At 67.8% G+C, this 13,029-nt stretch carries 11 protein-coding genes; 4 read left to right on the top strand and 7 right to left on the bottom strand.

The window, feature by feature from the left end:
* Window positions 1-160 precede the first annotated feature (160 nt).
* The 4 genes from HW130_RS07150 to HW130_RS07165 are packed head-to-tail and all read left to right on the top strand — an operon-like array spanning window position 161 to window position 3,328.
* Window positions 161-1,600: a helix-turn-helix transcriptional regulator gene (locus HW130_RS07150; protein ID WP_177148582.1), complete on the top strand. Its 1,440-nt coding sequence runs from the start codon at window positions 161-163 to the stop codon at window positions 1,598-1,600.
* Between the two features lie 35 nt (window positions 1,601-1,635).
* Complete coding sequence (locus HW130_RS36685) at window positions 1,636-2,322, top strand: RibD family protein (protein ID WP_375256514.1); 687 nt, start codon at window positions 1,636-1,638, stop codon at window positions 2,320-2,322.
* Window positions 2,319-2,813 (top strand): deaminase, encoded by a 495-nt coding sequence (locus HW130_RS36690; RefSeq protein ID WP_177148584.1) that lies wholly within the window; start codon window positions 2,319-2,321, stop codon window positions 2,811-2,813. Before HW130_RS36685 ends, HW130_RS36690 begins: the two co-directional genes overlap by 4 nt.
* A gap of 44 nt (window positions 2,814-2,857) precedes the next feature.
* Window positions 2,858-3,328, top strand: coding sequence for a hypothetical protein (locus HW130_RS07165; RefSeq protein ID WP_256355938.1), 471 nt, complete (start codon window positions 2,858-2,860; stop codon window positions 3,326-3,328).
* 182 nt (window positions 3,329-3,510) lie between these two features.
* Here the strand turns inward: HW130_RS07165 and HW130_RS36960 are convergent, their stop codons facing one another.
* The 7 genes from HW130_RS36960 to HW130_RS07200 all read right to left on the bottom strand — a co-directional run bounded on the left by HW130_RS36960 (window position 3,511) and on the right by HW130_RS07200 (window position 12,879).
* Window positions 3,511-5,265 (bottom strand): pentapeptide repeat-containing protein, encoded by a 1,755-nt coding sequence (locus HW130_RS36960; RefSeq protein WP_375256512.1) that lies wholly within the window; start codon window positions 5,263-5,265, stop codon window positions 3,511-3,513.
* A 1,364-nt stretch (window positions 5,266-6,629) separates the two neighbouring features.
* A complete protein-coding gene (locus tag HW130_RS07175) occupies window positions 6,630-9,017 on the bottom strand; it encodes an excinuclease ABC subunit UvrA (RefSeq protein WP_177148586.1) in 2,388 nt (795 codons plus the stop codon).
* Between the two features lie 285 nt (window positions 9,018-9,302).
* Complete coding sequence (locus HW130_RS07180; RefSeq protein ID WP_177148587.1) at window positions 9,303-9,719, bottom strand: VOC family protein; 417 nt, start codon at window positions 9,717-9,719, stop codon at window positions 9,303-9,305.
* A 10-nt stretch (window positions 9,720-9,729) separates the two neighbouring features.
* Window positions 9,730-10,149, bottom strand: a complete 420-nt coding sequence (locus tag HW130_RS07185) for a helix-turn-helix domain-containing protein (protein ID WP_177148588.1) — start codon at window positions 10,147-10,149, stop codon at window positions 9,730-9,732.
* Between the two features lie 242 nt (window positions 10,150-10,391).
* Window positions 10,392-10,901 (bottom strand): GyrI-like domain-containing protein, encoded by a 510-nt coding sequence (locus HW130_RS07190; protein WP_177148589.1) that lies wholly within the window; start codon window positions 10,899-10,901, stop codon window positions 10,392-10,394.
* A gap of 51 nt (window positions 10,902-10,952) precedes the next feature.
* Window positions 10,953-11,609 carry an SDR family oxidoreductase gene (locus HW130_RS07195; RefSeq protein ID WP_177148590.1) on the bottom strand — a complete coding sequence of 219 codons (657 nt, stop codon included), beginning with the start codon at window positions 11,607-11,609 and terminating at the stop codon, window positions 10,953-10,955.
* Between the two features lie 34 nt (window positions 11,610-11,643).
* Window positions 11,644-12,879 (bottom strand): amidohydrolase family protein, encoded by a 1,236-nt coding sequence (locus HW130_RS07200; protein WP_177148591.1) that lies wholly within the window; start codon window positions 12,877-12,879, stop codon window positions 11,644-11,646.
* Window positions 12,880-13,029 lie beyond the last annotated feature (150 nt).

A 13,029-nucleotide genomic window follows, 5' to 3' on the forward strand; every position in this document is an offset into this window, starting at 1 on the left:
GTCCAGTCATCACCGTGGTCATGATCCATGTCCTTTCGCTCACTTCGGATGCAGTGCCTTCACCGGCGTCGATAGGTTGAGCACCGGCCTCTGCATCGTTTGTAGCGCCGCGACTTGACTGGATGACAGATTCACCATGTGGCCGCCATCAGGCGGCCACATGGGACTCATCGGGGAGGACGGAGTGGGACAGCGGCCGAACGAGCTGACACCGCATGCCAGCCCGCAGCACTACCTCGGTGCCGAGATGCGGGCTTGGCGCACCCAGCGAGACTTATCCCTGGGCAAACTCGGCTCAGCGATCCTCTTCAACAGCAGCTATATGGCCCGTGTGGAACGGGGCGATCAAGCGGCTTCCGCTGAGCTCGTCCGCGCCTACGACGACGCCCTGGGCGCCGGCGGCTCCTTGGTGAGGCTGCATGAGTCGATCATCCAAGGCGCCAATCTTGAGGCCCTTCGGGCGCTCCATGTGTCCAAACCGGCGAACCATGTGTCCAAACGGCTGGGTGGCGTGGCGGAGGACGCGAGCACCCAGGCACCGTCTGAGGAGGGACTGTCCGTCCCTGTGAGAACCGAAGACGGAGGGATCATTTTCGTGTCGCTCTCCCGTAGAGCCCTGATCAGCGCGCTGGGCGCGGGTGCAGCACTCGCTGCCTCCAGCGAGCTCCCCGCTGCGGCGCAGCCCCGGCGCTCCAGCCTCAGCGCTTCCGGCGCGAACCCCATTGAACTGCTCCAAGCCACACGCCGGGTCCTGATCGACAACGACAACCGGTTCGGGCCGGGCATGGTCATTCCGATCGCCCAGCAGCAGATATCTGCCATCAAGGAGCTGCGTACAGATCGCCGGGGCGCCGACCGGCGCCAGCTCCTTCAGCTCCAGACTCAGTACTCGGAGCTGCTCGGCTGGTTCTTCCAGGACGCCGGCGACTTCCGCGCGGCGCAGCACTGGATGCGTGAAGCTCTGGAGACCTCCCACATGTCGGGCGACCCGGAGCTGACCACGTACATCCTCGCCCGGCGCAGTCAGTTGGCCGGCGACATGCGGGACCCGATAGAGGCCGTTGACGTGGCGGAGGCCGCCGAGGACATGGCGGATCCCGGCAGCCGACTGGCGGCTGTGGCGGCTACGTACGGAGCCCATGGTCACGCCTTGCGCAGCGACTCGATATCGACCCAGCGGGCCTACGAGCATGCCCTCGCCCTCCACGCCACGATGGATCCGGACCCGGCTTCGCCCTGGGGCGTATGGCTCGATGCCGCCTATATCGAGGTGCAGCGTGCCCACAGCCTGGCTGCGCTGGGAGATCACCTTGGAGCAGCAGCAGGCTTCCGCGACGCCATAAGCCGCTTGCCCGCCGGATACCACCGGGACAGGGGCGTCTACCTTGCCCGAGAGGCGGTCGCCCTCGCAGGTGCGGGAGAAGCCGAGCAAGCAGCGGCGATTGGGCTTCAAGCTCTGAGCATCGGAGTCGAGACGGGCTCCGCCCGCATCAATCGCGAGCTGGCCCAGCTTGACGAGGCGATGGAGCAGTGGCGCACTGCACCGGGCGTGGCCGACTTCAGAGAGGCCATGAGCGAGGCTGTACTCAAGCAAGCATGACCGTCTCAACCGACGTGATTCAACGAAGGAGAACCCTGGTGCCCCGTCCGTACGTGCTGCTCAGCGTGGCGACTTCCGTCGACGGCCACATCGACGACAGCAGTGCCGAACGGCTCCTGCTCAGCAACAGTGAGGACTTCGACCGGGTCGACCAGGTGAGGGCGGAGTCCGATGCCATCCTCATCGGCGCCGGCACCATGCGCGCCGACAACCCGCGGCTACTGGTCAACAGCGAGGAGCGCCGTGCTCTCCGGGAGGCGGCTGGGAAGCCTGCCTATCCGCTGAAGGTCACCATCTCCGCGAGCGGTGACCTGGACCCGAGTCTGAAGTTCTGGCACCACGGCGGCGAAAAGATCGCCTATACGACCGATGCCGGGATCGACAAGCTCAGGGAGCGGCTGACTGGCCTGGCGGACGTCGTATCGACCGGGCCCGACATCGACTTCGGGGCGTTGCTCGATGACCTCGGGAACCGCGGTATCGAACGGCTCATGGTCGAGGGCGGCGGGCAGATCCACACGGCCTTTCTGTCACAAGGGCTCGCGGACGAAATCCACCTCGCGATCGCGCCCCTTGTCGTGGGCGACGCAGCCGCACCGCGGTTCCTCAACCCGGCCCAGTACCCCGGCGGCTCGACGCGACGCATGCACCTCGCCGAAGCGCGGACGATCGGTGACGTCGTCCTTCTTCGCTACCTGCCCAAGCAGGAGAGCGCGGCGTGACCCCCGAGGACGATCGCGCTTGGATGGCGACGGCCATTGAGCTGTCCAGACAGTGCCCGCCCGCTGAAGGAGCATTCTCGGTCGGAGCTGTCATCGTGGGCTTCGATGGCGAGGAGATCTCACGCGGGTACTCCCGCGAGACAGACCCGCACGTGCATGCCGAGGAAGCGGCCCTGGCGAAGGTGCCCGAAGGTGACGCGAGGCTCCGCGATGCCACGCTGTACAGCACGTTGGAGCCGTGCACAGAGCGGAAGTCGCGTCCGTTGAGCTGTACCCAGCTGGTGCTGCGCTCCGGCGTTCCGCGGGTCGTCATCGCCTGGCGGGAACCGGACTTCTTCGTGAGCAACTGCATCGGGGTGGAGAGCCTGAGAGAGGCCGGTGTGACGGTGGTCGAGCTTCCGGAGATGGCGGCAGAAGCGCGAGCCGTGAACACTCACCTGGCCATCGACACAGGCGGGCCGCAGTCCGCTCCGCCGAGCGAGCCCACGTGACAACTGCCTCCTCGTGGCGGAGCTTCAGCGGGCAGAATGTTCGGATGAGCGAATGGGGGGTCGCGCTGATTGCTGCCGGATCAGCGGTGGCAGGCAGCCTCGCCACGGGGTGGTACACGCGCAACGCCGGTCTCCGTCAGGCAGAGGCCGCTAAGCACGCCGGCAACCGCCAGGCAGACGCGCTCCTGGACACGGTGCGCGTGAACTTGGAGGAGCAACGCCGCTCCAGGATCGAGGATCGCCGACGGCAAGCGTACGTAGCGTTCCTGGACGCCGCCCAGAGGGTGGTGCTGATGGACCGGGACACCCCGGTCGGCCTCGCCGATCTGACGTCTGCCGCTGCGATGGTCACCCTGGAAGGGCCCACGGCCGTCGAGTCGGCCGCCAACGACGTGCTGATCGCCGTGAACGCCTACCGCAGCCAGGACGAGGGCTCGCGCAATGTGGATGCGTTCCTTACCGCTCGGCAGTCGTATCTGCGAGCGGTTCGAGCAGCCTTGGACGGGTTGGTGTAGCGGAGCGATAGCGGCAGACCGGTGTCCGGGCTGTCCGGTCGCCTGACGGCACCTCCTGGTCGTGGAGCAGGACCTGTCCGCCCGTCAGGAACATTGCCTGGCAGTCCATTTGTAGGTCAGCACAGCAGGGCTCCAGAGGTCGACTTGTCGGTCCGGAGGCCGTCGGCCAATGGGTGCTTAACCTAACGCTTGACTCTGTTCCTCACGGCCAAGATTGAAAGGGCGAGGGCAACAGGTCCGACTACCTTCAAGAAGAGACGCAGTGCAGCCCCGACGGTGTTGAACTGTGTCGAGCCCAAACCGTCATTACGGATAGACACCATGCTTTCGAGGTAGTACATAAGAGTCGACGTGAAACTGGGGGCATGGCCGGTGAATCCGAAATTGACTGTAGCCCAAGATGTACTAAGGATCGCGGCGGACAGGATGACTATGGCTCGGCTGGCTCGCAAGCCATATCCAGATGTCACCCAATAGAGCCAAATGATTAGACGCTCGGCTCTAGGTGTGTTTTGTGAATGTCTGCGCATCTCCATTTCTCCGTAATAGAAGTCCGCAGCCCCGGGATCGTTTCGGGATTCCTCCTGGGCTTTTCTCAGGGAACGGTAGACTTGCGCTATCGAATCGGCGCTCGCAAGGTGAACGGAAGTTCGCCTCCTGTCGTTACTCCATGGCCTACGCCATCCGTTCTGCCGTCTCCACTGCCTCTCTTCATTTATGACCTTACGGTCGATCCAGTGACTAAAGTACGGAAACTTCGAAGATCTCCGCCAGCCGTGAGGTGATCTGCCGAAGCGAGCGTCTCCGTCAATTCTCAGTTTATCCAGGTTGTGGCTTTCGGAGAATTGGCATTTCGTCAATGCGACGTTGGACAATGCAAGGTTAGCTAGGTCTGCTCGTCGAAGTGAAACGATTGAGGGCGTGTCCACTCCAGTCGAATCGGCTACGGCAGACTCGTCTAGCCTCACCCTTCCATCAGGGGCCGAGAATTCGAAGGGCGGAACCCCTGTAATAACGCTAGCTTCCTCGAAGGTGCTCCCCTCCAGCGTTATCGCTGCGTAGCGTACGTTGAGTGCTAGAGATTTTTCGAAACGCGCCTGGCTTAGGTCGATACGTGGAGTAGCTACGGAGATCCTAGCACCGTTAGCCCAGTTGGAGTTCGTCGCGATTACCTCGTTTCTGCAGGCAGCTGGGCCAATTTCAACAGTCGAAGAGAAGCGCGTCTCGGCGATGTCCAAGGTCTCGTGAATGGAAACTCCCGTGAATTGAAACCTTCCTGACATTTCACTCCAACGGAAGGTCAGGCCACTCCCGAAGGTGACGTTTGTGAACGTGGCGGCGGCAAATATGCAGTTCCGAAAGGAAACTCTTCCCTCGAATGTGGTGTCGGAGAATCTCGTGCCGCCCGCGAATCTGCAATCGGAGAACTTGGCGCGCCCACGGAGCCTTGCCCCTGCGAAGAACACCTCTTCTTCGAATCCCGTACCCCAAAAGGAGGAGCCATCATCAAAATTAGTGCGAGTGAATTTCACCGTTCTATTGAAGTTGCAACGTATGAAATTAGCACGGCCTGAGAACCTGCAGCCATCGAAGGAGACCGAGTGCTTGAATGTTGCGCGCGTGAAGGTTCCTCGCTCTGTAAAGAGCGCCTGCCTGAAATTCACCGCGCCATGAAACGTGGAATTCTGAAAAGATGCTGTTCCGAGAATGGGTCGACCGCCTGGGTCGCGAAGCGCTTCCAGTACTTGGGAGAATCTTTGAGCATGTATTTGGGTATTGCGAAAAGCGATTGAGTCCCCGTGCTGTAGAGATTCGAGGAAAGTCGCAAATTGATCTTCACTCGCGTGCTCTAGGCATTCGCCCCCTGCGGTCAGGGAAGTTCCAATGCAGTTGTCTATAGGACAACTGGATCGGGGTCGTGAACTCGGTTCCGTCATGGCTCCCCCCTTATGGATCAAGATGGGGCTACTGATTGATCCGCAGCCCCGAACCACTCTAGGACGGCGCAACGGGTTTGGTCGGTGTCCTGCCCGACCCGGGGACGAGCAGATCAGGGGGCCGGATGCTGGCCCGCGGAATCGGGGAGCCCTTTGCCTGCCCGCTGTTGTGCCCGACTGACCCCTGCTCTTACTCAGCGCCGAGTCCCTGATCAGGGAGGTGGCTAAAGCCGTGGAGCCGACCGCCCGAACCACAGAGGGGTTCAACCCCGCATCAGCCCTTCGCCTTGGCGTGCGGCCAGCGGCCGGGCCAGAGCGAGGCGAAGATTCGACCGAGCTTGGGATACAGCGCCTTGACGCGCTACGGGCTCAAGCTGAGGGGTGGTTCAGGCCTCCAGTGTGCTCTGAAGCGGAAACAGTCGCAGGGTGGAGACATGCCTGAGCCGCTACGTGTGATCGTCTATCCACCGTCGCCGACGGGCGGCCGGCGGGTACGCGTGGACGGCGAGATCCGTTTCTGCGGCGGGCGGGCGGGCCTCGCCGACGCTGACGAGCTGGTACATCAGCGATTCGCGGCTGACCGCGTTGCACCGGCTCTCGGGCAGCTCTCGGCGAAGTGTGTCCGGACTGTCCGGCTGTCCGGTTAAGGCGCTGACCAGCGGATATGGACCGGACAGCTCTGAGGGCAGGTGTCCGGGCTGTCCGGTCAAAGACGGCTGCAACACCAGTAGCGATGTTGCAGCCAGTCGACGCAGCCGACCTCGTGGTCGTGTCGCCGGAGGCGACTCCCCTAATGCCTCTCTGAGCCCGCCGTGGACGAGACGTGGACGGTAGGTCCGCGCATCGCGTGCGCTGCCCGTTCCGCCCCAGGTCAGGAGGGGTACAAGCGCGTGAACAACAGACGTCTGTAAATCCGTCGGCTTAGCCTACCCAGGTTCGAATCCTGGCGCCGCCACGCGAGAGAGATGGTCCCTGATCTGCGGAAACGCGGATCAGGGGCCATTTTGCTGTACGGGGCGACGGGGCCGTGCCTGTTGCTCCTGTAACGCTCGGTCCCGCTCTCCGCCAGCGGGTCCGGACGGGACGTGGACGGGACTCGCGGCCTCCACCGGCGGCTACGGCCCCAGCACCTCGGCACGGCCCGGTCGGGCCGTCGACGTGGTGTTGTTCGGGGCCGGTGGAGTCCTTCGGCGTCGTCCTTCAGGGACTTGGCGTACCCCCCCGCGGACCACCGCCGCGGAGCGGCCGGCCGACCCTGCCCCTCGGGCGGTGCGGAAGGGGCCGGCCGTCCTCGGCTGAGCCGTTTTCGGCGACGGGCCGCCGGAATCCGGTGCGACGGCTCACGGTGTCCGTGAGCGCCCCGCTCAGCTGCCGACGTAGTCCGCGAGGTGTTCGCCGGTGAGGGTGGAGCGGGCGGCGACGAGGTCGGCGGGGGTGCCCTCGAAGACGATCTGGCCGCCGTCGTGGCCCGCGCCGGGGCCGAGGTCGATGATCCAGTCTGCGTGCGCCATGACCGCGGGGTGGTGCTCGACGACGATGACCGACTTGCCGGAGTCGACGAGCCGGTCGAGCAGGCCGAGCAACTGCTCGACGTCGGCGAGGTGCAGGCCGGTGGTCGGCTCGTCGAGGACGTACACGCCCCCCTTCTCGGCCATGTGGGTCGCCAGCTTCAGCCGCTGTCGCTCGCCGCCGGAGAGCGTGGTGAGCGGCTGGCCCAGGCTGAGGTAGCCGAGCCCGACGTCGGCGAGCCGGTCGAGGACGCGGTGCGCGGCCGGCGTGTGCGCCTCGCCGGAGCCGAAGAACTCCTCGGCCTCGGTCACCGACATCGCGAGCACCTCGCTGATGTCCTTGCCGCCGAAGGTGTACTCCAGTACCTCGGCCTGGAACCGCTTCCCCTCGCAGTCCTCGCAGGGCGTGGCGACACCGGCCATCATCGCCAGGTCGGTGTAGATGACGCCGGCGCCGTTGCAGGTGGGGCAGGCTCCCTCGGAGTTGGCGCTGAACAGCGCCGGCTTCACGCCGTTGGCCTTCGCGAACGCCTTGCGGATCGGGTCGAGCAGCCCGGTGTAGGTGGCCGGGTTGCTGCGCCTGGAGCCGCGGATCGGGCCCTGGTCGACCGACACCACACCCGCGCCCGCGGGGACCGACCCGTGCACGAGCGAACTCTTGCCGGAGCCGGCGACGCCGGTGACGACGGTCAGCACGCCGAGCGGGATGTCGACGTCGACCTCGCGCAGGTTGTGCGCCGTCGCGCCGTGGATCTCCAGCGCCCCGGTGGGCTTGCGCACCGTCTTCTTGAGCGCGGCACGGTCGTCGAGATGGCGGCCGGTGACGGTGTCACTGGCCCGCAGCCCCTCCACGGTGCCCTCGAAGCAGACGGTGCCGCCCGCCGTACCGGCGCCGGGGCCGAGGTCGACGACGTGATCGGCGATGGCGATCGTCTGCGGCTTGTGCTCCACGACGAGCACCGTGTTGCCCTTGTCCCGCAGCCGCAGCAGCAGGTCGTTCATCCGGCTGATGTCATGGGGATGCAGGCCCGTGGTCGGTTCGTCGAAGACATAGGTGACATCGGTGAGCGAGGAACCGAGATGACGGATCATCTTGACGCGCTGCGCCTCACCGCCCGACAGCGTGCCCGACGGCCGGTCCAGCGCGAGGTAGCCGAGGCCGATCTCCACGAACGAGTCGAGGGTCTGCTGCAGCGCGGTGAGCAGCGGTGCCACCGACGGCTCGTCGAGGCCTCGGACCCATGCGGCCAGGTCCCTGATCTCCATCGCGCAGGCGTCTGCGATGCTGATCTTCTTGATCTTCGACGACCGGGCGCCCTCGTTGAGCCGGGTGCCGTCGCACTCGGGGCAGGTGGTGAAGGTGACCGCCCGCTCCACGAACGCCCGGATGTGCGGCTGCATCGCCTCCTTGTCCTTGGACAGGAACGATTTCTGGATCTTGGGGATCAGCCCCTCGTAGCTGAGGTTCACCCCCTCGACCTTCACCTTGGTCGGCTCCCGGTAGAGGAAGTCCTGCATCTCCTTCTCGGTGAACTCACGGATCGGCTTGTGCGGGTCGAGGAAACCCGACTCGGCGTAGACCCGCACGGTCCAGAAGCTGTCCGACTTCCAGCCGGGGATGGTGAACGCGCCCTCGGACAGGGACTTGGAGTCGTCGTAGAGCTGGCTCAGGTCGATGTCGGAGACCGTCCCCCGGCCTTCGCAGCGGCCGCACATGCCGCCGGTGCGGGAGTAGGTCGCCTTCACCGCCTTCTTGTCGCCGCGCTCGACCGTGATCGCACCGCTCGCCCGGACCGAGGCGGTGTTGAAGGAGTACGCGCTGGGCGGGCCGATGTGCGGAGTGCCGAGCCGGCTGAAGAGGATGCGCAGCATCGCGTTGGCGTCGGTGGCGGTGCCGACCGTGGAGCGGGGGTCGCCGCCCATCCGCTGCTGGTCGACGCTGATCGCCGTCGTCAGCCCGTCGAGGACGTCGACCTCGGGCCGCGCCAGCGTCGGCATGAAGCCCTGGACGAAGGCGCTGTAGGTCTCGTTGATCAGCCGCTGCGACTCCGCGGCGATCGTGTCGAACACCAGCGAGCTCTTGCCCGAGCCGGAGACCCCGGTGAACACCGTCAGCCGGCGCTTGGGGATCTCGATGCTGACGTCCTTGAGGTTGTTCTCGCGCGCGCCGTGCACGCGGATCAGATCGTGGCTGTCGGCAACGGGCAGCGCAGTCGACTGCGTGTCCGTCGTGGCCCGGCTCATCCTGTCTCCATCTACTAGGCGGGGCCGCCTTCGCGGCCCCCGTCGGCGTCGCGCTCGGCGTCGCGGCAACCAGGGGGTCCATGTCGCTTCGGCCTGTGGCGGCTCTGGGCTCCGGCCACGCGGCGTGCCGCCCCGAGGCGTCGGACCGACCAGCGGTCGGCACGCGCCGGACCATCAAGTGGCCGGCACGCGTCAGTTCGCGGCGGACATCTCGTTCACCTCGCGCCAAGCCTCGTGCGGGGCGGGGTTCGTCGGCAGGGTAACGCCGGTTCGCGGCACCGGACTTCAGTTCTTGCGAGGCTGGCTGAAGCGCAGCATGTTGCCGGAGGGATCGCGGAAGGCGCAGTCGCGGACGCCGTACGGCTGGTCGACCGGCTCCTGCAGCACCTCGCCGCCCGCGGCGCGGATGCGCTCGAACGTGGCGTCGCAGTCGTCGGTCCGGAAGATGACACCGCGCAGCAGGCCCTTCGCCAGCAGCTCCGCCATGGCCTGCCTGTCGGCGGGCGAGGCGTTCGGGTCGGCGAGGGGCGGTTCGAGGACGATGTCCACATCGGGCTGCGACGGCGAGCCGACGGTCACCCAGCGCATACCCTCGAACCCGACGTCGTTGCGCACCTCCAGGCCGAGAACGTCCCGGTAGAAGGCGAGGGCCTTGTCGTGGTCGTCGACGGCGAGGAAGCACTGCGAAAGCTTGATGTCCATGCGTTTCACGCTACGGGCGGCGTGCGGCTTTCGCTTCTCCATTCCTGACCGGTCGCGTGTGGATCTTGGCGACGCAGGCCGGGACGGCGGCGCCCTCGTCATGGCTGCGGGCCCGGTACGCGCTCGGGCTCTCGCCCACCAGCTCGGTGAAGCGCGAGCTGAACGACCCCAGCGAGGTGCAGCCGACCGCGAAGCAGACCTCCGTCACCGACAGATCGCCGCGCCGCAGCAGGGCCTTGGCCCGCTCGATCCTGCGCGTCATCAGGTAGCTGTACGGCGTCTCCCCGAAGGCGGCGCGGAAGCTGCGGGAGAAATGGCCCGGCGACATGAGGGCGACGCGCGCCAGCGCCGGGACGTCGAGCGGCTGCGCGTAGTCGCGGTCCATCGCGTCACGGGCCCGGCGCAGCCGGACGAGGTCTTCCAACGTCACGCGACCACCATCCCACAGCGTCCGCCGTGTGCCGGCGCAGCGGAGCCCTGGCTGTTCCAGAGCGCCGAGCGCCGAGGACACGCCCCGCCGACTGCCGCGGGCCGTCCTGTCCGAGTGCTTCCCCCTGCCGCATCGACGCCCGAGCACAGGACCGGCCGCCTGGAGAGCTGACCGGCCACTGAGCGCGCGGCGGCGCGACCAGGGGTTCTGGGACACGGCCGGCCCGGGCCCGCGCCTCCGCGTCAGTCCGCCAGGCGGAAGGCCAGTTCGATCTCCCACTTCGACGGGTCCGGCTCCACCCGCGGATCCGTCAGGTACGACTCCAGGCGGCACGCCCAGTGCTCCACGCCGTCGACCTCCGTCATGTCCCAGGCCAGGCCCTCCCGCGCCGCCCACGCGCGCAGCGCCGTCACGACGTCGACGAGCTGGTCGGGGTGGCCGCGGTGGCGGACCGTCGCGTAGCGGCCCGCGGGCAGCAGGGCCATGCCGATGTCGCCCTCCGGCTCCGGCATCGACGTGACCGGCATGCCCGCCTCGACCACCGACTCCGCGTCCATGGCGACGGTGTTGAAACGGAAGAACGGCGGGCCCGCGAAGCAGGCTCCGCCGGCGTCCAGCCAGCCGATCAGTTCGGGCAGGCGGTCGGCGATCACGGCGAAGTCGGCCATCCGTACGGAACCGCGGATGTAGGCGTAGAGCTGCTCGCCGCGTTCGACGATCGCGGGGCTGATCCGGGGTGTCTGCTGGTTCATGACCTCAAGGACCTTGCGGGCGAGGGGAATTCGTCGGCCGGGGGCGGCGCCTCAGTTCCCGGCGACGTCCTTCACGGCCACCGTCACCGGGATCGAGCCGGAGACGAGTTCCAGTGTCAGCCCCGCCGTTGCCGGTGTCTCCGCCATCTCGGCGAGCACCGCCGCCACGTCGTCGCGCGGCACGGAACCGCGTCCCGTGGACGCCTCCAGGCGCACCAGGCCCTTGCCGGCGTCGTTCGTGAGCGTGCCGGGCCGCAGGATCGTCCAGTCGAGGCCGGACTTGCCGCGCACGTAGTCGTCCGCCGCGCCCTTCGCCCGCAGGTAGACGTCGAACACGTCGTCGCCCTCGTGCCGGGCGTCCGCACCCATGGTCGAGACGACGATGAAGCGCCGTGCGCCCACCCGTTCCGCCGCGTCGGCGAAGAGCACCGCCGCGCCGCGGTCCACCGTGTCCTTGCGCTCGGCGCCGCTGCCAGGGCCCGCGCCGGCCGCGAAGACGGCCACGTCCGCGCCCTGCAGCACCGCGGCGACCTCCTCGACGGACGCCGACTCCAGATCCATCAGCACCGGTTCGGCTCCGGCCTCCCGGAGGTCGTCGCCCTGTTCCCGCTTGCGGATGACGCCCGCGACCTCGTGTCCGCCGGCCGAGAGCAGCCGCTCCAGTCGGCGCGCGATCTGACCGTGTCCACCAGCGATGACAATGCGCATGTCTACGACCGTACTTCCGAAACGGGGCGGGCGCTCAGGGACAGCCGTCCGACCGCCCCTGGCGCGGCAGTTCGAGCGCGACGGCCGCCGCCGAGTCGCAGTACTCGCGTACGGCGCTGGTGCGTGCCACGACGCGCCCGCGGTGGATGACGATCCGGCTGTACGCGAGGGACAGCACGCCCGAGATCCGTTCCCCGCGCACGGCGAGCAGCTCCGCGGGGAAACCCGCCTCGACCCGCACCTCGGGCAGTCCCATCACCTCGCGCGCGGTGCCGGCCACGCGGTCGTACGCGTCCGACGGCTGCATCCCGGCCTGCGAGGCCAGCAGGTAGGCCGCCTCCAGCGGGTCCCCCCGGCCGACCGGGTTGGCGACGACGTCGCGCAGGGCGCCGCTGCCCGCGGCGACCGTCACACCGGCGGCCCGCAGCAGCCGCACGGGCGCGTTGCCCCGCTGTTCGACGCCCGCGCAACCGCCCTGCGGCAGGGAGACCACCGTGACGCCGGCGGCGGCCAGCTGGTCGGCGGCACGGGCGGCGATGTCGCGCGGCAGCCTCGCGAGTCCGGCGCAGGGGCCGATCGTCACTCCCGGACGCAGGCCGCCGGCCATGGCGGCCAGCCGGGCGAGGCGGGCCGGGTCGTCACCGTGGGTGTGCAGGTCGACGGGGCAGCCGTGCTCGGCGGCGAGCTCCAGGACCGTCTCCGCGTAGCCGGTGGGGTCGGGATCGGCGTCCGGGCAGCCGCCGACCACGCCGGCGCCCATCTTCATCGCGTCGCGCAGGAGCGCCACCCCCTCGGCGCCCGCGGCTCCCGTCAGCAGCCGTGGCACGGCCACCGCGGTCAGATCGGCGAGGCCGCGCAGCGACCGGCGGGCCTGGAGCACCGCCTCCAGGGAGCCGAGTCCCTGCACGTCCCCGATGCGCACATGGGAGCGCAGCGCGGTCGCCCCGTGTCCCAGTTGCAGCAGCGCGGCCTCGGTGGCGCGCCGCTGGATGTCGTCGGGCTCGTACGAGACGGGGCCGGGCGTCTCCGCGCTGAGCGCCGTGTCGCCGTGGGTGTGCGGCTCGGCGGGAGCGGGCAGCAGCAGGAAGCCGGTCAGGTCGAGCCGTGCCGCGAGCGAGGGCAGGCTGCCGGCGGTGCCGACCGCCTCGATGCGGCCGCCGCCGAGCCGTACGTCGACGGTGCGGCCGTCGGTCAGCCGCGCGCCGCAGAGCAGCAGCGCTGCGGAGTCCGCGGTCGCGCCGCCGGGGGGCGGCGGCTGGCTGTCGGGCATCGCGCTCCTGTGGGGGCGGTCGGGCTCTGGGCGTAGGACCGGTGGAAACCGGCCGTCCGGAAGGTTCGGAGGGCCGGAGGAACCGGAGAGGATCACGCAGCGTGAGACGAGCCTAGGGCGGCTCGCCATGGCCTTCGAGGAAGAGGGCAA

Source organism: Streptomyces sp. PKU-EA00015 (assembly GCF_013387495.1).
Taxonomy (GTDB): domain Bacteria; phylum Actinomycetota; class Actinomycetes; order Streptomycetales; family Streptomycetaceae; genus Streptomyces.

Coding starts and splice junctions, on each gene's coding strand:
- HW130_RS07150 (WP_177148582.1), top strand. CDS start 161: ATGGGACTCATCGGGGAGGACGGAGTGGGACAGCGGCCGAACGAGCTG.
- HW130_RS07190 (WP_177148589.1), bottom strand. CDS start 10,901: ATGAACCAGCAGACACCCCGGATCAGCCCCGCGATCGTCGAACGCGGC.
- HW130_RS07180 (WP_177148587.1), bottom strand. CDS start 9,719: ATGGACATCAAGCTTTCGCAGTGCTTCCTCGCCGTCGACGACCACGAC.
- HW130_RS07200 (WP_177148591.1), bottom strand. CDS start 12,879: ATGCCCGACAGCCAGCCGCCGCCCCCCGGCGGCGCGACCGCGGACTCC.
- HW130_RS07175 (WP_177148586.1), bottom strand. CDS start 9,017: ATGAGCCGGGCCACGACGGACACGCAGTCGACTGCGCTGCCCGTTGCC.
- HW130_RS07195 (WP_177148590.1), bottom strand. CDS start 11,609: ATGCGCATTGTCATCGCTGGTGGACACGGTCAGATCGCGCGCCGACTG.
- HW130_RS36960 (WP_375256512.1), bottom strand. CDS start 5,265: ATGACGGAACCGAGTTCACGACCCCGATCCAGTTGTCCTATAGACAAC.
- HW130_RS07165 (WP_256355938.1), top strand. CDS start 2,858: ATGAGCGAATGGGGGGTCGCGCTGATTGCTGCCGGATCAGCGGTGGCA.